Source organism: Sphingomonas silueang, from assembly GCF_040049155.1.
Taxonomy (GTDB): domain Bacteria; phylum Pseudomonadota; class Alphaproteobacteria; order Sphingomonadales; family Sphingomonadaceae; genus Sphingomonas; species Sphingomonas silueang.
In genome coordinates, this window is record NZ_JBDZDK010000041.1 from 1 (window position 1) to 25,803 (window position 25,803).

The 25,803-nt window shown below is 65.8% G+C and carries 24 protein-coding genes and 1 pseudogene; 15 read left to right on the top strand and 10 right to left on the bottom strand.

Annotated elements, in window-relative coordinates:
* Positions 1–528 precede the first annotated feature (528 nt).
* The 3 genes from ABLE43_RS21100 to ABLE43_RS21110 all read left to right on the top strand — a co-directional run bounded on the left by ABLE43_RS21100 (position 529) and on the right by ABLE43_RS21110 (position 2,884).
* Positions 529–1,008: a YciE/YciF ferroxidase family protein gene (locus tag ABLE43_RS21100; protein ID WP_018251269.1), complete on the top strand. Its 480-nt coding sequence runs from the start codon at positions 529–531 to the stop codon at positions 1,006–1,008.
* A 68-nt stretch (positions 1,009–1,076) separates the two neighbouring features.
* Positions 1,077–2,063, top strand: a complete 987-nt coding sequence (locus ABLE43_RS21105) for an aldo/keto reductase (protein WP_030541330.1) — start codon at positions 1,077–1,079, stop codon at positions 2,061–2,063.
* Entirely contained in the window at positions 2,060–2,884 is an 825-nt protein-coding gene (locus tag ABLE43_RS21110) for an SDR family NAD(P)-dependent oxidoreductase (protein WP_018251271.1), read from the top strand. The genes ABLE43_RS21105 and ABLE43_RS21110 overlap by 4 nt, the downstream gene beginning before the upstream one ends.
* A 147-nt stretch (positions 2,885–3,031) precedes the next feature.
* Here ABLE43_RS21110 and ABLE43_RS21115 read toward each other — a convergent pair whose 3' ends face one another.
* From ABLE43_RS21115 to ABLE43_RS21130, 4 genes are all read right to left on the bottom strand, one after another.
* A complete protein-coding gene (locus tag ABLE43_RS21115) occupies positions 3,032–3,709 on the bottom strand; it encodes a sigma-70 family RNA polymerase sigma factor (RefSeq protein WP_237751636.1) in 678 nt (225 codons plus the stop codon).
* Between the two features lie 162 nt (positions 3,710–3,871).
* Positions 3,872–5,470: an ABC1 kinase family protein gene (locus ABLE43_RS21120; RefSeq protein ID WP_018251273.1), complete on the bottom strand. Its 1,599-nt coding sequence runs from the start codon at positions 5,468–5,470 to the stop codon at positions 3,872–3,874.
* Positions 5,470–6,147, bottom strand: coding sequence for a TetR/AcrR family transcriptional regulator (locus tag ABLE43_RS21125; protein ID WP_145147061.1), 678 nt, complete (start codon positions 6,145–6,147; stop codon positions 5,470–5,472). The genes ABLE43_RS21120 and ABLE43_RS21125 overlap by 1 nt, the downstream gene beginning before the upstream one ends.
* A 123-nt stretch (positions 6,148–6,270) precedes the next feature.
* Positions 6,271–7,215: an MlaD family protein gene (locus ABLE43_RS21130; RefSeq protein ID WP_018251275.1), complete on the bottom strand. Its 945-nt coding sequence runs from the start codon at positions 7,213–7,215 to the stop codon at positions 6,271–6,273.
* Between the two features lie 240 nt (positions 7,216–7,455).
* Between ABLE43_RS21130 and ABLE43_RS23225 the strand changes: the two genes are divergently transcribed.
* From ABLE43_RS23225 to ABLE43_RS21155, 6 genes are all read left to right on the top strand, one after another.
* Positions 7,456–7,719, top strand: a complete 264-nt coding sequence (locus ABLE43_RS23225; RefSeq protein WP_350027542.1) for a PaaI family thioesterase — start codon at positions 7,456–7,458, stop codon at positions 7,717–7,719.
* Positions 7,716–8,120: a PaaI family thioesterase gene (locus ABLE43_RS21135; protein ID WP_018251277.1), complete on the top strand. Its 405-nt coding sequence runs from the start codon at positions 7,716–7,718 to the stop codon at positions 8,118–8,120. The genes ABLE43_RS23225 and ABLE43_RS21135 overlap by 4 nt, the downstream gene beginning before the upstream one ends.
* A 33-nt stretch (positions 8,121–8,153) precedes the next feature.
* A complete protein-coding gene (locus ABLE43_RS21140) occupies positions 8,154–9,392 on the top strand; it encodes an HlyD family secretion protein (protein WP_018251278.1) in 1,239 nt (412 codons plus the stop codon).
* Positions 9,392–10,918 carry a DHA2 family efflux MFS transporter permease subunit gene (locus ABLE43_RS21145; protein ID WP_018251279.1) on the top strand — a complete coding sequence of 509 codons (1,527 nt, stop codon included), beginning with the start codon at positions 9,392–9,394 and terminating at the stop codon, positions 10,916–10,918. Before ABLE43_RS21140 ends, ABLE43_RS21145 begins: the two co-directional genes overlap by 1 nt.
* Entirely contained in the window at positions 10,918–12,345 is a 1,428-nt protein-coding gene (locus tag ABLE43_RS21150) for an efflux transporter outer membrane subunit (RefSeq protein WP_030541334.1), read from the top strand. Before ABLE43_RS21145 ends, ABLE43_RS21150 begins: the two co-directional genes overlap by 1 nt.
* Positions 12,346–12,445: 100 nt before the next feature.
* Positions 12,446–12,877 carry a MarR family winged helix-turn-helix transcriptional regulator gene (locus tag ABLE43_RS21155; protein ID WP_018251281.1) on the top strand — a complete coding sequence of 144 codons (432 nt, stop codon included), beginning with the start codon at positions 12,446–12,448 and terminating at the stop codon, positions 12,875–12,877.
* A gap of 65 nt (positions 12,878–12,942) precedes the next feature.
* Here the strand turns inward: ABLE43_RS21155 and ABLE43_RS21160 are convergent, their stop codons facing one another.
* Positions 12,943–13,512 (bottom strand): DUF4142 domain-containing protein, encoded by a 570-nt coding sequence (locus tag ABLE43_RS21160; protein WP_018251282.1) that lies wholly within the window; start codon positions 13,510–13,512, stop codon positions 12,943–12,945.
* Between the two features lie 258 nt (positions 13,513–13,770).
* Between ABLE43_RS21160 and ABLE43_RS21165 the strand changes: the two genes are divergently transcribed.
* Positions 13,771–15,228 (top strand): DUF4403 family protein, encoded by a 1,458-nt coding sequence (locus ABLE43_RS21165; RefSeq protein ID WP_298090532.1) that lies wholly within the window; start codon positions 13,771–13,773, stop codon positions 15,226–15,228.
* Positions 15,229–15,335: 107 nt separating this feature from the next.
* Here ABLE43_RS21165 and ABLE43_RS21170 read toward each other — a convergent pair whose 3' ends face one another.
* A complete protein-coding gene (locus tag ABLE43_RS21170; protein ID WP_018251285.1) occupies positions 15,336–15,992 on the bottom strand; it encodes a recombinase family protein in 657 nt (218 codons plus the stop codon).
* A gap of 232 nt (positions 15,993–16,224) precedes the next feature.
* Here ABLE43_RS21170 and ABLE43_RS21175 point away from each other — a divergent pair, with 232 nt between their 5' ends.
* From ABLE43_RS21175 to ABLE43_RS21185, 3 genes are all read left to right on the top strand, one after another.
* Positions 16,225–16,473: an AbrB/MazE/SpoVT family DNA-binding domain-containing protein gene (locus tag ABLE43_RS21175; protein WP_018251286.1), complete on the top strand. Its 249-nt coding sequence runs from the start codon at positions 16,225–16,227 to the stop codon at positions 16,471–16,473.
* Positions 16,466–16,864: a type II toxin-antitoxin system VapC family toxin gene (locus ABLE43_RS21180; protein WP_348980040.1), complete on the top strand. Its 399-nt coding sequence runs from the start codon at positions 16,466–16,468 to the stop codon at positions 16,862–16,864. The genes ABLE43_RS21175 and ABLE43_RS21180 overlap by 8 nt, the downstream gene beginning before the upstream one ends.
* 433 nt (positions 16,865–17,297) lie before the next feature.
* Positions 17,298–18,557 (top strand): tyrosine-type recombinase/integrase, encoded by a 1,260-nt coding sequence (locus tag ABLE43_RS21185; RefSeq protein WP_348980041.1) that lies wholly within the window; start codon positions 17,298–17,300, stop codon positions 18,555–18,557.
* A 53-nt stretch (positions 18,558–18,610) separates the two neighbouring features.
* Here ABLE43_RS21185 and ABLE43_RS21190 read toward each other — a convergent pair whose 3' ends face one another.
* From ABLE43_RS21190 to ABLE43_RS21200, 3 genes are read right to left on the bottom strand one after another with little or no spacing between them, the layout of a single operon-like run.
* Positions 18,611–22,600, bottom strand: coding sequence for a hypothetical protein (locus tag ABLE43_RS21190; RefSeq protein WP_348980042.1), 3,990 nt, complete (start codon positions 22,598–22,600; stop codon positions 18,611–18,613).
* Positions 22,597–23,841, bottom strand: a complete 1,245-nt coding sequence (locus ABLE43_RS21195; protein ID WP_348980043.1) for a type II toxin-antitoxin system HipA family toxin — start codon at positions 23,839–23,841, stop codon at positions 22,597–22,599. The genes ABLE43_RS21190 and ABLE43_RS21195 overlap by 4 nt, the downstream gene beginning before the upstream one ends.
* Positions 23,838–24,116 (bottom strand): helix-turn-helix transcriptional regulator, encoded by a 279-nt coding sequence (locus ABLE43_RS21200; RefSeq protein ID WP_348980044.1) that lies wholly within the window; start codon positions 24,114–24,116, stop codon positions 23,838–23,840. Before ABLE43_RS21200 ends, ABLE43_RS21195 begins: the two co-directional genes overlap by 4 nt.
* A 188-nt stretch (positions 24,117–24,304) precedes the next feature.
* Here ABLE43_RS21200 and ABLE43_RS21205 point away from each other — a divergent pair, with 188 nt between their 5' ends.
* Both ABLE43_RS21205 and ABLE43_RS21210 read left to right on the top strand, forming a co-directional pair.
* Entirely contained in the window at positions 24,305–24,667 is a 363-nt protein-coding gene (locus tag ABLE43_RS21205; protein ID WP_348980045.1) for a hypothetical protein, read from the top strand.
* 57 nt (positions 24,668–24,724) lie between these two features.
* Entirely contained in the window at positions 24,725–25,684 is a 960-nt protein-coding gene (locus tag ABLE43_RS21210; RefSeq protein WP_348980046.1) for an IS481 family transposase, read from the top strand.
* Positions 25,685–25,693: 9 nt separating this feature from the next.
* On the opposite strand, the pseudogene ABLE43_RS21215 reads toward ABLE43_RS21210, so the two are convergent.
* Positions 25,694–25,803 (bottom strand): annotated as a pseudogene (locus ABLE43_RS21215) (IS5/IS1182 family transposase); the annotation flags it as partial.

Below are 25,803 nucleotides of genomic sequence, written 5' to 3' on the forward strand. Positions count from 1 at the left end.
GTCAGCACCGTCATCGCTTGCACATCCTCGCTGCCGAGGATGGCCATGACACCGGCGACCCGCTGGCACTCGTTGTGCCTTTTCTATCTAGCGGAGGAGTGTCATTTCTACTTAGCACCTACAACCCGCTAGTGCGATAAGATAGATTATGTTAAGCATCTGAGCGATATTTTCCGCGGGCTCCCGTCACTGCAGCGCCTCCGTCCAATCACTTCAGCCTGGAGCCACCGTCAGCATGCTCCTGTCGGGAAGGCTCTCAAGAAGGTCCGCTTCGGCTCGGTTCGGACCGCTTACGACGCTATTCACGCCTGCAACGCCGGTCCGAGCTTCCCGCATGCCTGCCCTGCCGCGCTGGTTCACGCAGCCCGCTCCTGCAAGCCGCAGGAGGTGCAGGCCGGGAGGTCGGCCATGAGCTCCAAACATTGATTGCGCTCTGATCGAGGAAGGACCGACGGAACAGAACGGAGCGACGAGATTAGAATCCCTCACCGTGCCTGAACGAGGCACGGCAGGACGAGGACGAACCTGATGAACGAGAACAACCTGAAGAAGCTGGTCGCGCAAGGATTGTCCGCGATGCGGGCCGGCAGCGACGTCGCCGCCAAGGCGACCGACGAGATCAACAACGACGCGCGCCACCCGGCGCTGCGATCCGCGCTCGAAGAGGGCAACCGGACTTCCCGCCAATGGGCGGACCGCATCCGTCGCGCCGCCGAGCAGGCGGGCCCGGCCGATCAGCAGGACAACCCTGTGCTCGAAGCGCATTACGAGGTGAGCCGCAGGATCCGCGAAGCGGCACCGGACGATGCCTCACGCGACCTCGGCATCATCGCCAGCGGGCAGCTCGCGCTTCATTACTGGATCGCTTCGTTCGGGACCATGGCCAATTACTGCCGGCAGACCGGCATGGACGATGCGGCGCGCGACATGAAGGCGTGCGCGGACGAGGCCAAGCAGGCCGACGAAAAGCACAGCCAGCTCGCCGAGCAGTTGCTGTCTGAAGGCTGAACCGGTGCCGGCCCGCCTTGCTACCGACGACTGGCCAACCGGCATGATCTTACAACAGGAGATAATTGGTGCTTGAGCAACGAAAGCTGGGCGACGGGCTGCGCGTATCTGCGCTGGGCCTCGGTTGCATGGGCATGTCCGAATTCTATGGGCAGGCCGACGAAGCCGAGGCGGTCGCGACCATTCAGCGCGCGATCGATCTCGGCGTGACGTTTCTGGACACCGCCGACATGTACGGGGTAGGCCGTAACGAGGAGTTGGTCGGGCGTGCGATCCGCGATCGCCGCGACGCGGTGGTTCTCGCCACCAAGTTCGGCAACGTTCGCGGCGAGGACGGCACCTTCAAGGGCGTGTGCGGGCGCCCGGATTACGTCCGCTCCGCCTGCGAGGCGAGCCTGCGACGGCTCGGCGTCGAGACGATCGACCTCTACTATCAGCACCGCGTCGACCCCGACACGCCGATCGAGGACACGGTGGGCGCGATGGCCGGGCTGGTCCGCGAGGGCAAGGTGCGCCACCTCGGCCTCTCCGAAGCGGCGCCCGCCACGGTCAGGCGCGCGCACGCCGTGCATCCGATCGCGGCGCTGCAGACCGAATATTCGCTGTGGAGCCGCGATCCCGAGGGCGAGATCCTCGACACGGTGCGCGAGCTCGGCATCGGCTTCGTGCCGTACAGCCCGCTCGGCCGCGGTTTCCTGACCGGCGCGATCCGGCGGGTGGAGGATCTCGCGCCTGACGACTATCGCCGGCACAGCCCCCGCTTCCAGGGCGAGAACTTCCAGCGCAATCTCGATCTCGTCGCGGCGGTCGAGGCGATGTCGCGGGAGAAGGGCTGCACCCCTTCCCAGCTGGCGCTCGCCTGGGTGCTGGCGCAGGGCGAAGACATCGTGCCGATCCCGGGCACCAAGCGCCGCGGCTACCTGGAGGAGAATGTCGGCGCGCTCGACGTGACGCTCACCCGAGGCGAACTGGAGCGGCTCGACCGCGCGGCGCCGAAGGGGGCAACGGCGGGCGAGCGCTACGCCGCGCCGCAGATGCAGGCGCTGAACCGATGAGCGGGAGCGACGGACACGGCCTTGCCGGCCGCGTCGCGATCGTGACGGGCGGCGGTCGCGGGCTGGGCCGCGCGATGACGCTCGGGCTGGCGCAGGCCGGCGTGCGGGTCGTCGCCACCGCCGCGCGCGAACTCGCCGAGGTCGAAGCGGTCGCACGGGAGGCAGAGCGGGCATGCGGCGACGATCGGGTGCGGCCGCTGCTCGCCGACGTGACGCGGGTGGAGGATTGTGCCGCAGTCGTGCGCGCGGCGCTCGTGCGCTTCGGCCGGCTCGACATCCTGGTCAACAATGCCGGGCGCGGCATGAAGTATGTGAGCGACACCTTCCTGACAGAACCGACCCGGTTTTGGGAGGTCGCCCCCGACACTTGGCGCATGGTGACCGACACCAACGTCAACGGCCCGTTCCTGATGGCGCGCGCCGCCGTCCCCGCCATGCTGGAGGCGGGATGGGGCCGAATCGTCAACATCTCGATGAACCGCGAGACGATGCGACGGCGCGGCTTCTCGCCCTACGGCCCGTCCAAGGCGGCGCTGGAATCGGAGACCGCGATCTGGGCGCAGGACCTTGCGGACAGCGGCATCACGGTGAACGCGCTCCTGCCGGGGGGCGCGACGCTGACCGGCATGATTCCCGAAGGACTGCCGGATAGTGCACGCGACGGACTGCTGTCGCCCGAGATCGTGGTGCCGCCCTTGCTCTGGCTCTGCTCTGACGCTGCCGCGGCGGTGACGGGTAAGCGCCTGGATGCCCGGCGGTGGATGGGAGAGCAGCCCGGAAGTCAGCGCACAACTGACACGCTGGAGGATGTAGGCTGTTAGGGCAGACCACAGGACATATCCGCTCGGCCAGCCGTGGTCTCTTCGTCCTTTTGTGCGATATCCCTAGCGACAGGTCTTCTGCTAACCGAGACGGTAAAGGACCTGAAATTGGCCGCACGAAGCCGGGATCAAGAGATCCCGGCCCACTCAGCCTACCAAACAGCGGTCGGCCGCACGCTTCGTCCGCCAGCTTTGCAGCAGCTCGATCTGTCTCTCGTGCACCTCGTCGATAACTGGTGGCTCGGCCTGACAGGTTGCACCGGCCGCCACGACCTGAGATTCCGTTTTGTATCCCTTATCGCTGTTCATGTGATCTAGGAGTGCGCGCAGCATCTGCCGCCCTCTTACCACGCGGCTCTTGATTGTGCCGACGGGAACCTGCTCGATTGTGGCTGTCTCCTCATAGCTCAATCCCTCGATCCCGATGAAATTGATGCACCGCTGCTGCTCAGGCGTCAGGCGCGGCCATAGACGGCGAACATCGCTCAGCGTCACAACGGATTCCTGGTTCGACGCCACCGGAATGTCGGCGAGTTCGGCGGTCTCGCTAACTTGTACCGTGCCTCGACGGCGTACCTGCGAAAGAAATGAGTTGCGAAGGATCCGGAAGGTCCACGCCTTCATATTTGTACCGGCTTCGAAGGATGCGCGGCTGCGCCAGGCTTTCAGCACGGTTTCCTGAACAAGGTCCTGTGCAGTATCGGGATTCCTGGCCAGCGATCGCGCATAGCGCGCCAGACTAGGCATAAGCGCGCTGAGCTCGGCACCGAAGTCCGACCAGCCCTCAGATGGCAGATGCGGCTCGTCAACCGTTTGTTCGGACACGCGGAACCCCTCGCTCAATCGAACCGGTCAGCTGCTTTGGTACCAACCGGTTTACTTTCGGAAAACGCCAAGCCGATTGGTTCGTTCCGCTCGTCGGAGATGAAATATCAGTAGCGAAACAATCGCGCGCGACTGGGTACATGAAAGGCTGACAACAAGAGGTCAGCGCCGCTGCCTGTTCGCGTACCAAGCGCAGCCGGCAAGGAGTATCGCAGAAGCCATCAGGATTGCTCCAACAACATCATGGTCGTGCTGGAGGATCGCGCCGGCGACCAGCAGGCCGGCGGACAGGACGTTGGGATCTGCGCCCCGGGGCAATGCCGGTGGTGAGGAGACGGCACCTTTCTGCAACTCGATCGGCAGCGCACCCGACCGCGCAACCCGCTCGGCGAAGGCCACCAGCTCGGGCGAGGCGGCGGCCAGACGGCCAAGGCTTGTCGCCAGCCGGCGTCCGCCACGCTTGAGGCCGGCCGGGCCGATCCGCTCCCGCAGCAGTTCGCGCGCGATCGGTGCGGCGCGCGCGGTGATGTCAAAGCCGGGATCGAGCCGTCGCACGAACCCTTCGGCGATCAGCAAGGTGCGCAGCAGCAGGGCGAGGTCCGGCGGCAGCGCCAGACGATAGGTTCGAAGCAGCGCGAACACGCGGCCGAAGATGTCGGCGAGCTCGATCTGCTGGAGTACCGCCCCGCGGAACTGGCCGATCAGCGCGTCGAGGTCGCGGGTCAGCGCCTGGCGATCGACATCGGTCTCGCCCGACCATTGCAGCAGTACGTCCGTCACCGATCGTGTGTCCTCACCCGCGATGGCAAGGACGAGCGTGACAACCTCGTTCCGCCGGGCGGGACTGAGCACGCCGACCGCCCCGAAGTCGATGAACGCCAACGACCCGTCGGCCAGAACAAAGACGTTGCCGGGATGGGGGTCCGCGTGGAACCGACCGTTGAAGATGATCATCCGCAGCACCGCATCGGCATATCTGCCGGCGACGTCAGCACCGCCCTCACCCGCCACGTCAAGAACCTCGCGGACGGGCATGCCGTCAAGCCGCTCCTGCACGTTGATCCGGCGGCCGACCTGATCCCAGTAGAAGGCCGGCGTCCGGACGCCGAGCGGCTGCAGGAACGCGCCGATGCTCTCGCAGGCTGCCGCTTCTGCGCTGAGGTCCATTTCCTGCGACAAGCTCTCCGCGAAAAACCGCAGCAGTTCGTCGGGCTTGAGGCGGCGGATCTCCGGTGAGTGCCGGGCCGCGAGCCGCGCGATGCGGCGGAGCAGCCGTAGGTCGGCATCGACGCGTTCCGCGATCCCCGGCCGGCGTACCTTGACCACGACCTCGGTCCCGTCGCGCAAGGTTGCAGCATGAACCTGCGCAATCGACGCCGCCGCGATCGGCTCGCGGTTGAAGTTCGCGAACACATCAGCGATCGGGGAGCCGAGCGCGGCCAGGATCGTCGGCTCCAGCGCCTCGAACGGCAGCGGGGTCACGCGATCCTGCAGCGTCGACAGCGCCCGCACCCATTCCGGCCCGAGCAGGTCTTCGCGGGTGGCGAGCACCTGCCCCAGCTTGACCGCGACAGGTCCAAGGTCTCGCAGCAGCGCGACGACCCGCTCGGGCGTACCGAGGTCTACCGGCTGCTCTGAGCGACCGGGCAGCAGGCCCAGGCGCGAGGCGAGCCCGTTCAGCCCATGGCGCCCCATGATCTGGATGAGCTCGGCCAGCCGCGCGCGCTCACCGATTTGAGACTCGTCGTCGGTGGTGGGCATCACGCGCTGCAACCATCCTCCTGCCGCGGGCGGCAGCCATCGAGGAACAGGTCGATGCCGCGCGAAATGCGATCCCGCGCTGCCTCGTCGTATGCTGGAGGAGACAGCCCCAGCGCTGCGCGGCGCATGGGTGCGACCACGACGAGCGTGACGAACTGCTCGGCAGCGAACACGGGGTCCGCCAGCGACAGTTCTCCCTTCGCATCGGCGTGGGCGAGGATCGACGCCACCCATTGGACGGCCCGCTGGTAACCGAAGTCATGGATGTTCGCCGCTAGCGCGGGAAAGCGCACGGCTTGCGCGATGACGACGCGTTCCATGGACGCGATCCGGGGCGTCAGGAGCCACTCGAGCAACCGATCTGCGATCACGCCAAGTCGCGATCCAATGTCGGGTTCGTCGCTGCCCGACGGTTCGAGCGCCCGCAGCTGCGTGTCGATCTCGTCGAGAATGACCGCCTCGAACACACGCGCCTTGCTGCCAAAGCGCGCGTACAGGGTCCGCTTGGAAATGCGCGCCTGTTCGGCGATCATGTCGGCACTGGCGCCGTCGAACCCGTGTTCGAAAAACAGCTCGCGAGCGCTCTTGAGGATGTGCGAGGTCAGGCGGAGCGCATCCTCAGTGGTCGGTCTGCCCATTTTCCTCGGACGCCGACGTTTCTTTTCGTCATCGCTCAATCTCGTTCTCCTGGATCGAGAGTAGCGCGATCCGGACCGGTTGGCGAGAAATCAAACGGAGACGGTCGGTTGCTCACCCGCCAGCGAGATCTCAGCCAATGGCTGTCCTTGTATCGCGGCCGATCACTGCCGTGGCCTCGGCTTGTAGATGGGAAGGGACGGAGCCCCCACGCCCAGTCCCTCCTGATCGATGCGAACGGCCGCATCCCTGACAGCACCGACCTTGTTCCTCGCTGAACGAACCGTTTCACGCAGTTGGGCCTGTTTGGCGGCCGTGCCGCGTATCGTGGGTCGAATAGCCTCTAGCCGAGCCGTGAATCGATCGGCACCGTCTCGGGCTCTCAACAATGTTCGGTTCGCTCTCGCGAGGACGGTCGCGCGGCGTTCGTCCGCTGCCGCTCTCAGTTGTTGGGCGCTGTCGCCGGATCGCTGCAAGGCGTCTCCCACGGCAATCACGCGGCCGCGCGCACCGGTGAGAGCATCGGACGCTGCTCCGGCTTTGTCAGCCCAACCAGCGGAACTCTCCGCGAGCGCCGCCAGCCGATCGCTGGCCCGCTGCTGCTGAGCGGCGTCGAGGTTGCGCGAGACAGAGTCCACGGTGCGGCTGATCTTCTCGACCAGTGCGACGGGGTCCCCTCCGCCGCCAAGGAGCCCGCCTTCCTTGGTGGGGATGACGGGAAGCTCCCCGTCGTTCGCCGCAACGATCGGGGGCGCGCCAGAGGTTGCACCGTCGAGGCTGATGTTCGCGGTGCCGGCCAGTGCCGATCTTGCGATCGACGCTTTCACGCCTGCGACGATGGGGATCCGCGGTTCAAGGCTGACGGTGACGAGAACCGCTGACGGGTCCTCCTTGTCGAACCGTATCGACGTGACGTGACCGGCCGGTACGCCCGAGAAGGTCACCGGCGACCCCTTCTCCAGACCGGCAACGCTTCCGGTAAAGCGGATCAGATAAGGGTTTCCGTCTTCATTGCGTGCATCAAACAGCCAAAGGGTAAAGACGAGGAGCGTACCCAACAGAAGGCTGGTGACCGCGAGCACAAGGAATTTATTCGACCGCGTTTCCATGAGAGACCATAACCATTAGGAAGCCGGACCAAATTTGTAAACCGTACCGTTTCCAAGGTGGCAAGGCCTGATCAGGACGAGGATGGAATCGTGGCTGGAGACTGGAGCCTGCAACCAGGCGACATACCGTGGGGCAACAGGCTTGGCCTGGAGTTGGTTTCGATCGGCGATGGCCTCAGCTCGCTACGTGTCGGTTGGCGTGAGGAGCTGGCCGACGAGGACGAGACTTTAGCAACGGGCGTGTTGACGAGCCTTATCGATCAGGCCTGCGGCGTTGCCGTAATGTCCCGACTGGGAAGGCGATTGGCAATCTCGACCCTCAACCTGAAGGTGGACCATGTGCGGTCCCCCGAGGCGAGATGCTCCGCGACAGCGTGGGCGCATTGTTACGACGCTACCGAGCGCCGTGCGTTCGTACGGACCGAAGTCTGGGATACCGATCCTTCTCACCTGATCGCGACTGCCCAAGGCGTCTTTTCGATCAATCGGGCTGTCGGGCCATGACCGGCTTCGCGCAGCTGCTAGGCTCCATGATTTCAGAGAGCGGTGACGCCTTTGTTTTGACGCCAGTGGAGTACATGATCGGCAGCCCTCTCCTTCCCGCCTTGCATGGCGGAGCTGTGGCATCCTTTCTCGAAGTGGCAGCGAAGCGTGCCCTTGCACGCAAACTTCCGCCCGGGCACTTCCCGAAGCTCATCAGCGTGAACCTCCAGTTCCTTGCCTCTGCTCGGCTGGATGCACTTGTCACGACGCCGAAGGTCAGGCGTGTCGGACGTCGGATCGCAGTCGTTCACGCCGAAGCATTCCGCCGCGAAGATCCAGCGGCTGTTTGTTTCGCGCAGCTTGAGTTTGCTGTGCACGAGCCCATCAGAGTGGGTGGCAGTGCCGATCGCCACATACTATGATACGGTCCGGTTTACATACGTTAGGGTTGCTGAGTGGCTGACGAGCATGCTGAAGATCGAGGCGGCGATGCGCCGCATGACGACCGGAATGCGCATTCCCAGCCAGAAGCTAGGTCGAAGGACGGTGTCGAGGAGAACGACGGCGTAAAGAAGCCCTCGCTTCTCGAGCGCTATCCGATCATCCGCTACGTCCTCATCGCCGCGCTCGTTGCGGGCATCGTCGCGGCGGTCGTCTGGTACATGAACTACCGCGCGAGCGGCCAATACCTGCAGTCGACCAACAACGCCTATGTGCGCGCGGACTTCGTGACCGTTTCACCGAAGGTGGGCGGCTATGTCGAGCGTGTCCTCGTCGCCGACAACCAGCCTGTCCGCCGCGGCCAGCTGCTCGCCGTCCTCGATCCTCGTGACTACCGCGCCAATGTCGAACAGGCGCAAGCTCAGATTGCCGCGGCCGGCGCCAACATCACGACCGCGCGCCGGACGCTTGACGAGCAGCAGGCCACTGTCGCTCAGGCCGCCGCCCAGGTTGCGAGCGCCGAGGCTGCCGCGGCAGCGGCAGAAAACGAGGTAAGACGTTACGAACCGCTCACTCGGACAGGGGCGGAATCGCGCGAGCGCCTCGCCAACCTCGTCCTGCAGCGTGATCGAGCCGCCGCGGAGCTGCGCGCGCAGCGCGCCGCCTACCTCGCCGCCCGTCGCAGTGTCGCCACACAAGCGGCTCGCATCGGCCAGGCGGAGGCGCAGCGCGGCACCGCGCAGGCGCAGCTTGCGCGCGCCTCGACGGACCTCGGCGCCGTCGAGATCCGCAGCAGCATCGACGGCGTTGTTGCCGACAAGGCGGTCCGGGCCGGGCAATATGTCCAGCCTGCGACCCGGCTGATGTCGGTGGTGCCGGTTGATCAACTCTACATCGAGGCCAATTTCAAGGAGACCCAGGTCGCGCTGATGCGCGTCGGGCAACCCGTGACCATCAAGGTGGATGCACTGGACGGCGCCGAACTGCGCGGCCGGGTTGCGAGCTTCTCGCCAGGCACGGGCGCGCAGTTCTCGCTCATCCCGCCCGAGAACGCGACCGGGAACTTTACCAAGATCGTTCAGCGAGTGCCCGTGCGGATCAGCATTGAAGCGGGGCCGGAGGCGCGCCGGGTGTTGCGTCCCGGCCTGTCGGTCGAGGTTACGGTCGACACGATCAGCGCAAAAGGAAGTCGTGACCGGATCGAACAGGAAACCGAGCGGCTTAAGCACGACGAGACGCAGGGCGGGCGCTGATGGCGGCCGAACGCGCCGGCCTGCGCGACTGGCTCGCCGTCGCAGCGGGCACGATCGGGTCGTTCATGGCGCTGCTCGACATCTCGATCGTCAATGCGGCCTTGCCCACCATCCAGGGCGAGATCGGCGCGAGCGGAACGGAGGGCACCTGGGTCGCGACCGCCTATCTCGTGGCGGAAATCGTCATGATCCCGCTTAGCCCCTTCCTCGTGCGTCTGTTCGGTCTGCGCAACTTCCTTCTGGGTGCGGCGATCAGCTTCACCGGCTTCTCGATCATGTGCGGCATCTCGACGACGTTGCCGATGATGATCGCCGGGCGTGTAGGGCAAGGCTTCACCGGCGGTGCGCTGATCCCGACCGCGATGACCATCATCGCGACACGGCTGCCGCCATCGCAACAGCCGATCGGCACCGCCGCGTTCGGCGGCACCGCGATCCTCGGTCCGGTGCTCGGGCCGATCATCGGCGGCTGGCTCACCGACAATTACAGCTGGCACTACGCCTTCTTCCTGAACGTGCCGGTTTGTGCCGGGCTCGTCCTGCTCCTGCTGTTCGGGCTCAAGCATGAGCGTCTGCGGCTCGACCAGCTGCGCCATGCCGACTGGTTCGGGATCGCAGGGCTCGCAATCGGCCTGGGTGCGCTCACCGTCATGCTCGAGGAGGGGCAGCGCGAGATGTGGTTCGAATCCGCCATGATCGTGAAACTCGCGATCGCCACGGTCTTCGGCTTCGCGCTCATCACGATCGGACAGGTCCGCTCCGCGCATCCGGTGCTCAAGCTGTCACTGATCTTCAGCCGCTCCTTCGGCAGCGTATTCGTCCTCAGCCTCATCATCGGCGTCGTGCTCTACGGGGTCACCTTCCTCATCCCCCAGTTTCTCTCGTCGATGGCGGATTACAGCGCGCTGCAATCGGGCAAGGTGGTCTTCGTCTCCGGCATCCCCGCCCTGATGCTGATGCCGTTCCTGCCGCTCGCGTTCAAATATCTCGACGTCCGGCTGGCGGTCTTTGTCGGCATGACGCTGATCGGCGTCAGCTGCGCGATGGACTGGCATCTCACCGCGCGGTCGGCCGGTGGGGACCTGACGAACTCTCAGCTCGTGCGCGGCTTTGGGCAGATCTTCGCCATGATGTTCCTCAACCAGGCCGCGATCAGCGCCGTGGCGCCCGAAGACGCAGGCGATGCGTCCGCGCTGTTCAACGCGGGGCGAAACCTTGGCGGATCGATCGGCCTGGCGCTGATGGCGACCCTCCAGGACCGGCAGACCTTTCTGCATTTCAACCGGCTGGGCGAAACGGTGTCGGCCAACGCGGCGACCACGCAGGAATGGTTCGCTAAAGCCATGGTCATGCCGTCCGGCGAAGCCGGCGCGTATCGGCAGCTCGCCGGTCAACTTCTCGAACAGGCTACCGTCATGGCCTATAACGACCTGTTTTTTGCGCTGGGCGTCGCGATCGCGATCACGACGCCGCTGGCGCTGTTCCTCCGCCCGATCTCCTCCGACACGCAGATGGCGATGCACTGATGAAGCGACTTGGCTGGGCCATTCTCCCCGCACTCCTGACTGGATGCGTCGTCGGCCCCAACTATGGAGGCCCGCCGGGCGTTGCGAGCGGGGAGCGCGCCGGGTCGACATTTCGCCGCGCGGATCAGGCCGTCACGTCACCGCAGACCCCTGTCGCACGCTGGTGGGAAGGCATGGGCGACGCGCAGCTCACGATGCTGATCGACCGGGCGCTTGCCTCTAATCCGGACGTGGCGATCGCCGAGGCGCGCATCCGCAAGGCGCGCGCCAGCTTGCGCGAACAGCGCGCGAACCAGCTTCCCACCGTCTCGGGGTCAGGGACTGCGATCGTCGCCGATCTTCCCGCCGGCTCGCTCGCGCTGCCGACGCAAGGCGAGCAATCCGATCGTACCAGGGCCGAATTCTACAACGCCGGCCTGGACGCGTCTTGGGAGATCGATCTGTTCGGCGGCCGACGCCGTGCCGCCGAAGGTGCCGAAGCCCAGGCGCAGGCAGCCGAAGCCAATAGGGCCGATGCGCAGGTTCGTCTCTCGGCGGAGGTTGCCCAGAATTATGTGACCTTGCGCGAACTTCAGCAGCGTCTGATCCTGGCCCGCCGCTCCGCAGCGCTTCAGCAGCGATCACTCGCCCTGCTTCAACAGCGTGAGCAACGCGGTGCATCGTCGCGCGACGAGGTGGTTCGGCTCCAGACCGAGCTGACCCGCACGGAGGCCGGGCTGTTGCCGCTCGAAGGGCAGATCGCAACCACGCTCGACCAGCTTGCCCTGCTCACCGGCGACGAACCCGGTGCTCACGACGCCTTGCTGTCTTCCCCCGCGCCGATCCCGATGATCCCGAGGAATGTCGCGATCGGCGATCCGGCCGCCATGCTGCGACGCCGGCCGGACATTCGCGCAGCCGAGCGGCAGCTGGCGGCATCGAACGCGCAGATCGGTGTCAACGTCGCCCGGCAGTTCCCATCAGTCAGCATCATGGGTATCATTGGCCTCGGTGGTCCCAATATTGCCGATGTGATCGATCCTGACAGCGTCGCGGGCCTCCTCCTGCCGCGAATCAGCTGGAGCTTCCTCGACTTCGGCCGTAACCGTGCCCGGGTCGAGCAGGCGCGGGCCGACCGCGACGAGGCGGAAGCACAATACCGCAAGGCGGTTCTCGGCGCGCTGTCGGACGCGGAAAGCAGCCTGACCCGCTTCGGGAATCAGCGCCGGAACCTGTTTTCGTCTATCGAGAGCCGGCACGGCGCCAAGCAGTCAGCGACCTATGCCGGGCAGCGATACGCGCAGGGAGCGATACCGCTGACCACGTCCATCGATGCCGAACGCGCGGCGCTGGCTGCCGACCAGTCGGTGCTGGAAGCCACTGGCGAGCTTGATCGTGCCTTCGTTGCCCTTCAAAAGGCGATGGGACTTGGATGGAGCCAGCCGTGACGGTCTTCCAACTATGCGAGCGGAGGGCGCCGACCGCGTGACGGCTCCGCTTCTGCCGCCCCCTGCCCAGTATCTGCGTGATGACGCGATCAGGGGAGGAATGGACCTGATGTTCTTCGCCCACAGATCCCATCTGGCGCATGCCGACGCCGAACTGGCGACGCGTAACCTCGGGCGGGCGCATCACCGCGCCCTGTATTTCCTCGGCGGGTACCCGGAAATCTCTGTCAGCGAACTGCTGGACGTTCTTTGCGTCTCGAAGCAATCGCTTGGCAGGGTAATGCGGGATCTGATGGATCGCGGGCTCGTCTGCGGCCGTGTCGGGGAGCGCGATCGTCGTCAAAAGCTGCTTTCTTTGACCGATGAGGGGCGAGCGCTCGAAAACGCGCTTTTCGAGGATCTCAGGCGCAACATGGCGAACGCTTACCAAGCGGCAGGAGAAACAGCCGTCACGGGCTACTGGATCGTAATGCAGCAGCTCATGCGCGGCGAAGCACGGGAGCAATTCCGCCGGCTGCACTCCAGGCAGTGATCGCCGCAAACAAGTGCCGGACCAGGTCGAAGGGGGCTTCGTCGACCTGGCCCGGCGGGTATCACCTATCCTGCAAGCCCGGAGGGAGTAAGCGACTTGCCGGTGGTGAGCTCGTTTTCCAGCACAGGGACCGCAGTACCGGCAACCTGCTGCAGCGCCGGGTCGGTCCCATCCTGTGCATAGCCCTTATGCACCGCCCACGCAGCCTGCTGAACCTGCGCCGACTGGGTCAGATACAGGTTGTCGAAAGCGCTCTTCGGCGCCTTCTGGAGCAGCTTTAGGAGGGCGGCGCGGTCGGCGGACAGGTTCGAGGGCGGCGCCTTGATCGTGCGCTGATCATTCTTCAGCGCTGCCAGCAGCGCCTTGTGGCTGCTCTGCGTTTCCGCCAGCACGCGCTTTGCGTAGGCCTTGACGTCGTCCCGCTGCGCGCGCGTCGCGGCGAGCTGCGCGGCCTTGATCTGGTAGAGGTTGGCGTCGGCCGCGGCGAGCACGTAATTAGGGCCGCTCTGGCCCGAGATCGGCGAGACGCCGACGTCGGCGCTGGTCATCGTTCCCGAAGTGGCGGGCGAAACGGCCTGCGCCAACACCGTAACCGGCGCCAGGGTGAGCAGCGCAGCGACAATCGCAATCTTCATAGAGGGCCTCCGTTGGTGTTGTCAGGCATTGACCGAAATCAACCGGCCGAACGATAAAGAAACGGAACGGTTCCCTTTTGCGAAACTGATTTGGCAAACCTATGGGATGGTGGCCGCTCGGACGGCTGGAGGTGCGCGGCGATGAAGAACACGACCGCTCGGGCAACCGTCTCAACGCCGAGTCGGTCGATAGCTGAAGCGGCAGGCCAGATTGCCGGGGCTTTTTTTCGCGAGAACGAACTCTCGAGTGTCTCGATCGTGTCCGCCCTGCTCTGCGTTGCATGCCTTAGTGGCTGCGACCGGACTCCTCGCGAGGCGCCTCCGCGAGCGACGGACACCATCAGCGTGCCCCCGCAGACTTCTACCATGGATGTCCCGATTGTTGCAGACATGGACAAGCTGGCGGCAAGCCTCGAACAGGCGGTTCCGCGTCGCCTCTGGTCGATCGACAAGCCGGGGCAGACCTGCCTCCCGCCGAAAAAGGTCAAGATCCTCTTCGCGAAGATCAAGACGCCCGCGATCCAGTGCCGCATCACCGGCACCGTCGTCCGAGGGCCGCTGGTGCTGGAGGGCTCGGGCAAAACGATCATTGTCACCATGCCGCTTCACGCCGCGATCAGCGCCCGCGACGTGGGCGGCGTGCTCAGCCGGGAAACGGCGGAGGCGGACGCCCGCGTCCGGGCCGTGGTCAGGCTCGACATCGCCCGCGACTGGTCGCCGCGCGCAACGGTGTCGATCGCCTACGACTGGACCGACGAGCCGCACGTCGACTTCCTCGGCCAGCGAATCGAGTTCACCAGCAAGGCCGACGCCAAGCTCGCCGGCGTCGTCGAGCGCCTGGAGCGCTCGCTGCCGCAGGAGCTCGGCAGATTGCAGCTGCGCGAGCAGATCGCGCAGGTCTGGGGGTCGGCGTTCACCTCCGTCCAACTGAACCGGGCGAACCCGCCGGTGTGGATGCGGATCACGCCCCGGCAGTTGAGCTACGGAGGCTACACCATTTCGCGCAACCGGGTGAACCTGGCGCTAGGGATGACGGCGGGGACGGAGACTTTTGTCGGCGATCGGCCGCCTGATCCGCAGCGCCGGCCGCTCCCCGACATGACGCGCACGCAGCCCGGACCCGGCCGCATCCTGTTCGCCATCCCCGTCATCGCCGACTATCCTCAGCTGGAGCCTGTGCTCGCCAAGGCATTGGCGAAGCGTTCCCGCCGGCCCTTCGAAGTGCCTGGTGTCGGGGCCGTGCGCGCGCAGTTTCACCAGGTGACCGTCTACGGCACCACGGGTGACAAGATCGCGGTCGGGCTTCGCTTCAGTGCGGCAGCCGAAGGTGGGGAGCCTGCGCAAGGCACGATCTGGCTTACCGCCACGCCGCGGAACGCCGTCAACGATCGCCGTGTAGCGTTCGACGATCTCACTGTCGCCGGTGTGGCCGACTCGGTCGGGACAAGCCTGCTCCTGAAGCTCGCCAACACTCCCGGCATATCAGGCACTGTGTCAGCCGCGCTGACCCAGAACTTCGAAAAGGATTTCGACAAGCTAATCGGCAAGATCACCCGTGCGATCGACGAAAAGCGGATTGGCGACATAATCGTGCGTGCCCGTGTGACGGACGTGCGGACGGGCCAGTTGAAGGCGGCGGGGCAAGGCGTCTACCTACCGGTATGGGGGCGCGGCACGGCCACGATTAGCCTTGCGCCAGTACGGGCCAGAAATTGAGATCTCGCTGCAGCCTTCACGGCTGCTTGACCGTCCCAGCGGCAACGCTGCCGCCTCTTTCCATCCTAGCAGAATTATTCAGAGGTCGAATTGAGTCCGGCTCTATCTCACGGTATCGTCGGACACGCATCGCTCTGCTTGGTCGCCCGGTGGAGGGCTGTAACGCGCTTGACTTGTGCGATGCTGCAGCCCGCTAGCGCCGCCGTTTTCGCTATGCTCATCCCTGCCTCACGAAGTGAGACAATGCGGCGATGATGGGCCAAGTCTGGTTTTCGACCGGTATAGCGTCCCTCCCGCTTGGCGATCGCTATGCCCTCCCGCTGCCGCTCGCGGCGCAGTTCGTAATCATCGCGAGCGGTCTGAAGCGCAACCCTCAACAACATGTCTTGAACGGCCTCTAGGACGATGCGCGTCACCCCGCCATTGTCCTCAGCAAGATCGGTAAGGTCCACAATTCCTGGTACGGCTAGCCTCGCTCCCTTGTCGCGGATAGCGGTGACGAGCCTCTCCGCCTCAGCCAACGGCAGGCGGCTGATCCGATCGATCTTTTCGGCGATAACGACTTCGCCCATTTGCAGGTCGGCTATCATGCGAAGCAACTCGGGCCGGTCAGGACGCGCGCCGGAAGCCTTCTCGCGATAAACAGCTGCGACATAATACCCCGCGGTACGCGAGGACACGACCATCGCCTCTTGGCGTTCAAGATCCTGCTCATCGGTGCTGACGCGCAGGTACACGCGAGCAGCGCGGACGGTCGTACTCATGTTGGCTCCGTTGGGTACACCCATATGAGCCACTGCTGGAGCGGCTGGCGCGAAATGGCAAGTGCCGATCCTGTCGAGCCTAGCTCAGCAAGCCAGGCCTAAGTAGCTACTGGCGCTGATATGAACGACGACTGATCACCAAACGCGCTGAAGTGCGCTGCTTCGCGCTATCCGTCAGCGCCAATATCCGGTATGATCCGAGAGTTGGGTCAGCCAAGCGAGTTCAGTGCAGATGGAAGCACAGAGGGTCAAGATCGTGGACGGTGGTAAACTCGTGATCCCGGCGGCCATGCGCCGTGAGCTCGGGATCACCACGGGTGATACCGTTCTCGTCGATGTCGACGATGGCGAGCTACGGGTACGTTCCGTGCCTAAGGCGCTCGAAAGGGCTCGCGCGATCCTTCGCAAATATGTGCCCGAAGGCGTCGGTTTGGCTGACGAGCTGATCGCAGAGCGCCGGCGCGAGGCGGAGCGTGAGTAGCAAGGTCGTACTCGACGCCTCCGCCCTGCTCTGCCTTCTGAACGACGAGCCTGGGGCGGATCGGGTAGTGAACGTCCTGACCCGTAGCGTTATCGGAACGACCAACCTCGCCGAGGTCGTCTCAAAGCTTCGAGATCGAGGATTGCCGCTCGACGAGGTGCGTGAGGCGCTTGGCGGGCTGCACCTCGATGTCCGGCCGCTCTCTCCTGCCCAGGCGCTCATCATAGGCGACCTGCGACCGTCGACGAAGGCGCTTGGCCTTTCGCTTGGTGACCGAGCGTGTCTTGCCTTGGCGGTCGACCTACAAGCGGAGATGTTCACGACTGACGGTCCGCTGGCGAGCGCTGCGGTCGGCGTCACCATCACCAACGTACGGCCGCTGGCAGATTAGCCGCACATTCGTGCTTTTGGGTACGGTAGCCTCAGGCAGGCGGGTTGTGGCGGAACAGAGCGCCTGACGTCCACTGTTTCGGGCGCAGATCCACTCTTTTCAGATGCTGCTGGAGGACGGATTGCGTCCACCATTTCAGGGAAACCTACAACAGTCCGTGGCACGAAGGGGTGTTCGGGACAGGCTGGCCGCAATGAGCACCACGCACAACCAAGGGCATCATGGTACTACCATCTGCCTACGCTGCCCCGTCTAATACACCGTGCCACTGCTGAGATAGTCACTTCCCATAATCGGACATTATGGTATCCACAGACCGGTTATCGCGCAGAACAGGATCGGCGGTGTGACGGTGTGGCAGGACGGTACGGCACATGGGGCAGGTGATGCGTGCCGTGACACGGATGACAACGTCAGCCTCGAAACCGAGACAATGCCACACGCTGATGCCGATGGCATAACCCCGGACGTGCCGTACCTCTACCCGCATGCAGTAGCTGCTGCCACCAGCGTGCTCGTGGTCCGCACCGATGGCACGCTGCCGCAGCGAGGGTCCTTGGGCGATACCGGTTCCACCCCGGACCACCGCCTGCTCGCCACGCTCACCCGCGTCGCACCCGCCGACATGGCCCCCATCAGCGCGCTCGGGGTCGAGACCGCGCTCGAGGCGATGGCCGATGCTTCCAAGCGCGCAATCGCCGCCGATCTCGACTGCTGGCTCCACTGGTGCGCCGCCGAGCGGCGCGCGCCATACCCCGCCGACCCCGAGGATCTGGTGCGCTATCTGCGCGCGCTCGAGGCCGACGATCGCAAGCCCGCAACGCTCGCCCGGCGGATCGCCAGCCTCGCCACCGTCCACCGCCTGCTGGGGCACGGCGACCCGCCGACGTCGGCGGCGATGGTGCGCAACGCGCTGCGCGGCAGCCGTCGCCGCCACGGCGCCGCGCAGCGACAGGCCGCCCCGCTTCGCTTCGGGGCAGGGCTGGGGGAGACCGGCGGGTTCACCCTCTCGGGGCTGCTCGCCGCGTGTACCGGCGACGTGCAGGGGCTGCGCGATGCCGCGTTGCTGTCGCTTGGCTATGACGCGGGGTTGCGCGTCAGCGAGCTGACCGCGGTCACGGTTGCCGATCTGCGACCGCAGGGCGACGGCACCGGCCTCCTCCATCTGCCGCGGTCGAAGACCGATCAGGAAGGGGTGGGGGCGTGGGCGTGGCTCTCCGCCGATACCATGCGCCGCGTGGCGGCGTGGCGCGCCGCGGCGGGGATCGGGGAGGGGGTGTTGTTCCGCCGCGTCGGGGTCGACCGGCGGCGGCAGCGCTCGAAGGAGATCGCCGATGCCCGCTGGGGCGACGCGGACGGGGAGGGGGCTGCGCTGCTGGTCACCTACACCATCGGCACGGCACCGCTCACCCGGCAGGGGGTCACCGCGATCTACCATCGGATCGCGCGCGCCGCGGCCCTGGCCGGGCTGGTCGACGTGGCCCCGGACGACCTCGACGCGGCGGTCGCCGCGCTCTCCACCCATTCGCTGCGCGTCGGGCTGACCCAGGACCTGTTCGCCGCCGGCGAGGACGGGGCGGGGATCGCGCTCACCCTGCGCTGGTCCTCCCCCTCCACCGCGCTGCGCTACGGCCGCAGGCTCCAGGCGCAAAGCGGCGTCGCCGCCCGCGTGCTGTCGCGCGTGCGGGGCTGAATGCCTTCGCCGGGTGGTTTTGTGGTCCGGGCGTGTGCCGGCTTGTCCGCCCATTATTGCGTGACATCGAGTACCCGTACCGAAACCGCCGAACGCCGATACGCGGGCACGCGATCGACCAGCATGTTCGCCATGTCTTCCGCTACCGGGGAAATGTCGCCCATCGGCGGAACCTTCAACCGGCGTCCGGTCGCCGATGGCAGGTCGCCGAACCACAAGACAAGATAGACGCCGCGATCGCCCGAACGCCAGTCGCGCAGATAGAGCGCGTCGAGTTGCCCGCTTGCCGCGTCCCATACCGCGTCGTGCCATTGCCCCTTGATCTCCATCGGCAATTGCATCGCCCCGCAGGCGAAGGCGAGATCGGCGCGCTTGCCCGCCGGCATGTAGCGCTCAGGAATACGCTGGATGCCATAGGGTTCGAGATAGGGCGTCACAAGATCGGCGAGCCGGTCGCGGCAGGCATTCTTGCCATGCGGCACCGCGCCGTTCCAGAAGAAAGCCGCCGTGTTCGTATCGCTGCCGCGCAGTCGCGCCTGCAGATCGTCCAGCACGTCCACGACGATCGCCCGCAATTCGTCGATGTCGCCCGGCGGGCCATCGGCGAGCAACGTCGCCAGTTCGTCCGCGGGAACCGGACGGAACGCCGCTTCGCCCTGTGCCTGTCGCTGCTGCGCGGCGGCATGGCGCAACGCGGCGGCATAACCGGTATCGGGCAGCCGCAACAACCGGTCGAACGCGGCTCCAGCCTCTGCCGACACACTGGCGACAAGACGGTCGATCAGGCTGGTCAGCAACTCCGACGCATTCTGTTCGTCACTCCCGTAAGATGCACCGATCGATCGCGGCGTGTACGGCCATGCCGGACAGAATTCGCTCAGCAGCCAATCGAGTTGCCGGTCGATCAGGACCGCACGCCTTTCCCCATGCCGGTCCAGTCGAAGCCGTTTCTCGATCGCAAAGAGCAGCTGCGGGTGCCGGACGCCGATCCCTGCCAGCGCATCGGCACAGGCATCGAAGTCGCTGGCCCAGTCCGCCGCGATCCAGAACAACGCGGCGTCATAACCGGGCAGGGTCCGTCGCCGCCACGCCGCCGATACCGCCCGCACCACATCCGGTCGACCGAGGCGCAGCAACCCGTCGACCATCTGTTGGACGACCGATTGCGCCATGGCGGGATACCGCTCCAGCCACTCGGTCAGCAACGCGACGGCAACGTCGGGGTGGCGCGGATCGTGGGTCAGATCGTGCAGCGATGCGATGTGATCCTTGCCCCGGTCCAGTTGCGGTTCAATCTTCAGCCGGTACCAGTCTTCGAAATCCGGCGGCGTCGTGGCGACCGCATCGGCCAACGCCTGCTGGATCGCCTCGGCATCGTCGCCATTGGAATAGGTGGAGCCCTCGTACAGTCGCGCCAGCAGCAGGGCATCGCGCGGCACATCGGTCAGCGACCGACCGTCCCGAAAGCGTTCCATGACCCCGGCTAGTGCCGCGAATCCCATGTACAAGGCACGTCCGTCCGCCAGCCTGCGACTGGCTTCCCCTGGGTCGGGCAGATCATCGCGATGCAGCGCCGCTTCGAACCCCGCCAGTGCATCCGCTGCCAAATCCGCACGGAGCCATTCGATGAGCCGTCCACGCGCCGTGGACGAATGAAGGTCACGCGGTGTCCATATATAAGCTTCTGCCGGACCCTTGATGGCATTCAGTGCCCCGCCGCGCAGTTCGGCACGTTGCTGGTCGAGCCGCGCACGATCCCTGGCGAATGCGGTCGTCCCCTTGGATTGCTTGCTTGCCTTGCGCGCCTCCTGACGCCGCTTCCATTCGGGCGGCGGCAGGACCGTCGCATGGCGCGCCAGCACCGCCTCCAGTTCGGCATCGCCCCTGGCAAAGCCGCCTGCGATCGCGAGGACCGCCGGGTCGAGCGGACGCTCGCCGGGCCACGCGTTCAGCAAGCTGCCCCAGTCGTCGCGGTTGGCCGGATCGGCGGGGTCCATCGCGCTCAGCGTACGCAACAGGACCGTGAGATCGTCGATCGTCGGTGCCAGTCCCGGCGGATCGTACAGATGTCGGAACAGGCGGGTGGCAAAATCGACGCTGTCCCGTAGGTCGAACAGGACATACGCTTGGATCTGCCGGCGGACCGCATCATGGCCTATGAACCAGTCCTTCAGCCGGGTCCGCAACCGATGGCCGCCGTTCGCCAGCGTCAACGAAACGACCCATTGCCACAGGCGCGGGGTATCGATTGCGGTGCCGCCTTCAAGCGCGCGGATAAGAAGCGTGCAGTACAGATCGACTATTGCGCTATACAACGCCCAACGCAGCGTCGCGAAGCACAATTTGGCATAGGCGGCCAACTGGTCGAGCAGGTCGAACAACTGGTCGTCGCTCACGCCCTCGGCGACACGATGATAGCTGGTGACGGTATCGCGTCGATCGTCGCGCCGACGCGGCCATGCGCTGATCGTCAGCCCGGCATCGGCGAACAGCACCGCCACCGTCTGTGCGGTGCCCGCCGCCGCCGGCCCGATCCGCCCGAGCAGTTGCACCGCGATCCGCGTCGAATCGGCATCGGCCATCGCCCGCAACCGTTCGAGCGTCGCCCGTTTCCAGTCGAGCGACCGGATCGGCTCCAGCGCACGGAGCGCGTCGTGCCGCTCGCGATAGAAGCGTTCGCGGTCGAACAGGATCGTCTCCAGCGTCGCCGCCAGGCGTTCGGCAAGCGCGGTCCCGCGCATCCCCTCGATCAGCAGCGCGCGCAGATGCTCGTTGGTGGTGGGCCGCGCGATCAGCGCGTCTATCCGCTCCGCCAGTGCGCTGCGCATCAGCCCGGCGACACCCTGCGCGATCCAGTCGCCCGCCCGGAACCACGGATCGCGCGCCGCCAGCTCGTCGAGCAGCCGCCCGGCCATCGGCTCGGGCAGCGCATCGACCTCGCCATAACGCAACACGCCATAGGGATCGACCGCGATCGCTCCCTCGCCCAGCATCGGCGAGAAATGCGGCAGCCATGCATGCAGCCCGCGCAGTTGCGCCGGCACGACGCCCATCGGCTGCAACCGCGCCAGCAATCGCTTGCCCGATCGCCGCCGCACCTGTCGCGCCAGCCAGCGTGCGCCAAGATATTCGGCTACGGTCTTGTGCAGCGGAACCAGTCGTCCTGGCGCATCGGGACGGAACAACCGGCTGCCCAGCACGACCCGGGCCGCCCCCGCCCCCGGCAGGGCGGCGGCAGTTGCCACGCTCAGCGCGCAGTCGGCCAGCGCAGCACCGGCAGTGGTGATCGCATCGTGCCGCCCCATCAGCATCGCGGCGCACAATGCCCCCGCCGCGTCCAGCGCCGTGGTTTCGTCCAGACCGGCGAGCACGCAGGTGGCGCGATCGGCATTCTCCTCGCGCCACGCCTGTCGGACCGCCATGTCGTACAGTTCGGCACGGCTGTGCGGCAGCGTGCCATGGGCACCGACGACTCCGGCGATCATCTGCAACGTCAGCGGATTGCCGGTCAGGTCGATCAGCCCGCGTTCGTCCAGCAAGGCGAACGCGGCCGCCGCATCCCCATCGGGACAGGTCGCCGCCAGCCACGCCAGCGCATCGTCCCGTGCGATCGGATCGAGGTGACAGATCAGCGGTTCGGCATAGTCCTGCGCGATTTCGGACCGGGCATAGGCCTGCCAGTCGGCGGCGCGACAGGTCAGCACGAAGCGCGGCGATCCGGCCTGCTCCAGTCGGGCGAGCACCCCGCCGATCGCATCGCCGTCGGTACGGGCGGATGCTTCGTCCAGTGCGTCGATCAACACCGGGGCACCGGGTGAAACCAGACGCTCGGGATACGGCGTCCGCAGCCATTTCGTCGCGGAAACGCGGCGTGTCCCGGCCTGCGCTGCCAGATGGTCGAGCAACCATGTCTTGCCCCCGCCGGGTTCGGCAAGGACGACGACGGGGCGCGCTTCGGACAGGATGTCGATCGGTGCCATGGTCCGGCACTGCTGCTGCGGGTCGGTCCACGACAGCCGACGCGCGATCGCCACCGCGCTCACCCGGCGATCCCCGCACGGATCGCCACCAGCCTTGCGGCGACCAGCGCGGTCGTGTCCCGGCCGACACCGGCGTCGCGCGCGGCGACTTGCCATCCCGCAACGGCATCGGCGACCTGTTCGACGATTGCCGCCACCCGCTTCGGCGCGATGCCGTGCGCCTGCGCGACCCGATCGACATGGCGCCGTGTCGGCATCGCCCCCTCGCCCGCCACCGCCAGATCATGTTCGCCGCCCGGCCCGTCCGAAAAGGTCAGGTCATAGGCCGGTGCCAGATGCCAGTCGCCCGCGTCGTCCATCAGATAGGCGTGCTGGCGGCTGTGATCGTCGCGATTGCCCGCCAGCACGTTGAAGACCATCCGGCGAAACGCCTCGACGACATCCCCCTCGTCCCGGGTGATGGCGCGCGTCGCCCGCAGGAACAGGTCATAGTCGATCGCCCCGGCGACATGCGGTGGCGCCTCGATCGCTCCCGCCAGCGATACCATATGCACGCGCCGTCCGTCGCCCGGCCGGTCGAAGCGCCGCGTCGCGAACCATGGCGGGCCGTCGCGGGCGGGGATCAGTCGCGTCTCGCCGATCGTCAGCCCCGCGGCCCGCGCCATCGCGGCATAGGCCTGCTCCAGCGGACCGATATCGACCGGGTCGGCGCTCGCCCGGAACTTGACGATCCACGCGGCGTACCCCGGCGGCAGTTCGCCGTCACCGACGGCGATCGCGCCGCCGGGACCGAAGCCGACATGTACCTTGGGACGCGCCCCGCCCGACGCCCCGCCCAGATCGGCGAGCAGATCACCGAGCGCTCCCCCCTCCCCTCGCAGGATGGCCCGAGATTCCGCTGCCAGCGCGTCGAGGTCGATCCCATCCGTCTCCGCCTTCGGCGTGGTCGCGGGCGCGAAGGTCAGCGCGCCGCGACCGTGATCGCCGACCAGCGCGAGCCGGTCGAGCGCCGACAGCCGCCCCATGTCCACACCCAGCGCCGCGAGCCGCCGCCGCATGAGCAGCGCCCCCCAGCCTTCGGGCAGGCTGTCGGCAAGGAAGCCGTGCAACCCGTCGAAATCGCACGTGCGCGCGGCCTGCAATCCCGGCTCCGGGGGATAGTATAGTGGCGACAGTCGCCGCGCGTCGGCAATCGCATGGCCGGTCCATTCGAGCTGTGCCAACCCGCCCGCCATCGCCACCCGCGCGGCGGGCGCTTCGCCGTGCAACGCCACCTGCAACGGCTGTCCGGGATCGAGCTTCACCGCGACCGCGACCGCTGGTCGCGCAGCAGCGCATCCATGCTGCGCGCGACCGGTGGCGGGAACAGGCCGGCCAGACTGTCCTCGCACCGCAGCACCAGTGCGGCACGGACCAAATCCTCGATCGACGCCTTGCCCTCCGCCTCCATCCGCCGCCATGTCCGGTAGGATACCCCTGCCCGGCTCGCGCTGTCCGCCTGGGTAAGCCCCATGGCCTTGCGCCGGACCCGGATATTGTGGCCGATCATGGTCGCAAACTCGATGGGTGTGTAGAGCATTGTCCCTATATGGCCGATCCAGCGACATATGGCAAATAATAGTCCTTATGTGGACGGTATTATAGATGATGTGGTAATTCCGGATCTGACCGACAGCGCGGCCATACCCTCCGCCGGGCAGGGCCCGAATGGGGTAGCAGCCCCGGTTTGCCATCGGCGCTGTCGAAGGTCGGCGATCCGGACTTCCTTTGGGGGCGTCCAGCCTGACCAAGGGCAACGCCGATCCGCCTCCCGCCGCGCGCCGTTCGCGCAACCGGATGATCGCCACCTCCATGCATTCGGCACGGTCCGCAGGCTTCAACAGCGGCTTGAGCCGCCTGACATGCCTGATGCCCGGATTGTGCGGCGACGCGAACGCGCCGAGGATTACGGACACGGTTCTCGATATCGCAAAGCCGGACCGCTTCTCGCCGGACGATCCCGCACTTCGATCAGGAAACGGAATTCAATACTTCTATGATATTACCATGTTCCTGAAACTCCGTCCTCGCGTGCCCGTTTCAGGAAAGCGCAATCGGGAACAAGTTCCGGGTTCGCCTGCCTCCCGCTAGGTGTTTGATCCCATGGTTTGATGGTGCGATTCCTTCGTTTGAATGGAAGGAGGCCATATGGGACAGGTACGTCATGGGTGCGCCACGACCACGCACGCTGTCCGAGCAGCAATACAGCGATCGCAAGCTTCGCTCGCGACGCTGAGCCGGGAGCTGGGGATCAATCCGAAGACTGTCGCGAAGTGGCGGAAACGGGCGACGGTCGAGGATTTGAAGACCGGGCCGAAGGCCCCTCATTCAACGACCTTGTCCGAAGCCGAAGAAGCGATGGTTGTGGCGTTCCGACGGCATACACTGCTGCCGCTGGATGACTGCCTCTACGCTCTGCAGCCGTCGATCCCGCATCTGACGCGGTCAGCGCTGCACCGCTGCCTGCAGCGGCACGGCATATCCCGTCTGCCGGATATCGAGGGCGACAAGCCGAAGCGGCAGCGCTTCAAGCGTTACCCGATCGGCTTCTTTCACATCGATATCGCCGAGGTGCAGACCGCCGAAGGCAAGCTATATCTGTTTGTCGGCATCGACCGCACCAGCAAGTTTGCGGTCACCCAACTGGTCGACAAGGCTGACAGGCGAACCGCGTGGGAGTTCTTGGAACACCTGCTGAAAGCCGTGCCGTACCGAATACACACGATCCTGACCGATAACGGCATTCAGTTCGCCGAGCAGCCGCGCAATCGCAACACCGCTTGGTCGCGTCAGATGCGCTTCGACATGATCTGCGAGGCAAACGACATCGAGCACCGGCTCACAAAGCCAAACCACCCGTGGACCAACGGTCAGGTCGAGCGGATGAACCGGGCCATCAAAGAGGCGACCGTCAAACGCTTTCATTACGAGAGCCACGACCAGCTGCGGACACACCTCGCCGATTTCATGGCAGCCTACAATTTTTCCCGACGGCTCAAGACGCTCAGCGGCCTCACACCCTACGAATACATCGCCAAAATCTGGACATCAGAGCCAGACAGGTTCATCGTCGATCCGATCCACCAGATGCCGAGACTAAACACCTAGGCTCAGGACTCATTGATTGATCCAGAAGATGACGGAAGCGGCGAGTGCGATGGCCGACATGAAGGCGTGGGCGCATCGGTCGTAGCGGGTGTGGATGCGTCGCCAGTCCTTGAGGCGGC

What these genes read in the sequence shown, in the direction of transcription:
- ABLE43_RS21100 (WP_018251269.1), top strand. Translation starts at nt 529, where the DNA reads ATGAACGAGAACAACCTGAAGAAGCTGGTCGCGCAAGGATTGTCCGCG.
- ABLE43_RS21110 (WP_018251271.1), top strand. Translation starts at nt 2,060, where the DNA reads ATGAGCGGGAGCGACGGACACGGCCTTGCCGGCCGCGTCGCGATCGTG.
- ABLE43_RS21120 (WP_018251273.1), bottom strand. Translation starts at nt 5,470, where the DNA reads ATGCCCACCACCGACGACGAGTCTCAAATCGGTGAGCGCGCGCGGCTG.
- ABLE43_RS21130 (WP_018251275.1), bottom strand. Translation starts at nt 7,215, where the DNA reads ATGGAAACGCGGTCGAATAAATTCCTTGTGCTCGCGGTCACCAGCCTT.
- ABLE43_RS21135 (WP_018251277.1), top strand. Translation starts at nt 7,716, where the DNA reads ATGACCGGCTTCGCGCAGCTGCTAGGCTCCATGATTTCAGAGAGCGGT.
- ABLE43_RS21145 (WP_018251279.1), top strand. Translation starts at nt 9,392, where the DNA reads ATGGCGGCCGAACGCGCCGGCCTGCGCGACTGGCTCGCCGTCGCAGCG.
- ABLE43_RS21150 (WP_030541334.1), top strand. Translation starts at nt 10,918, where the DNA reads ATGAAGCGACTTGGCTGGGCCATTCTCCCCGCACTCCTGACTGGATGC.
- ABLE43_RS21155 (WP_018251281.1), top strand. Translation starts at nt 12,446, where the DNA reads ATGGACCTGATGTTCTTCGCCCACAGATCCCATCTGGCGCATGCCGAC.
- ABLE43_RS21160 (WP_018251282.1), bottom strand. Translation starts at nt 13,512, where the DNA reads ATGAAGATTGCGATTGTCGCTGCGCTGCTCACCCTGGCGCCGGTTACG.
- ABLE43_RS21170 (WP_018251285.1), bottom strand. Translation starts at nt 15,992, where the DNA reads ATGAGTACGACCGTCCGCGCTGCTCGCGTGTACCTGCGCGTCAGCACC.
- ABLE43_RS21175 (WP_018251286.1), top strand. Translation starts at nt 16,225, where the DNA reads ATGGAAGCACAGAGGGTCAAGATCGTGGACGGTGGTAAACTCGTGATC.
- ABLE43_RS21185 (WP_348980041.1), top strand. Translation starts at nt 17,298, where the DNA reads ATGCCACACGCTGATGCCGATGGCATAACCCCGGACGTGCCGTACCTC.
- ABLE43_RS21200 (WP_348980044.1), bottom strand. Translation starts at nt 24,116, where the DNA reads ATGCTCTACACACCCATCGAGTTTGCGACCATGATCGGCCACAATATC.
- ABLE43_RS21210 (WP_348980046.1), top strand. Translation starts at nt 24,725, where the DNA reads ATGGGACAGGTACGTCATGGGTGCGCCACGACCACGCACGCTGTCCGA.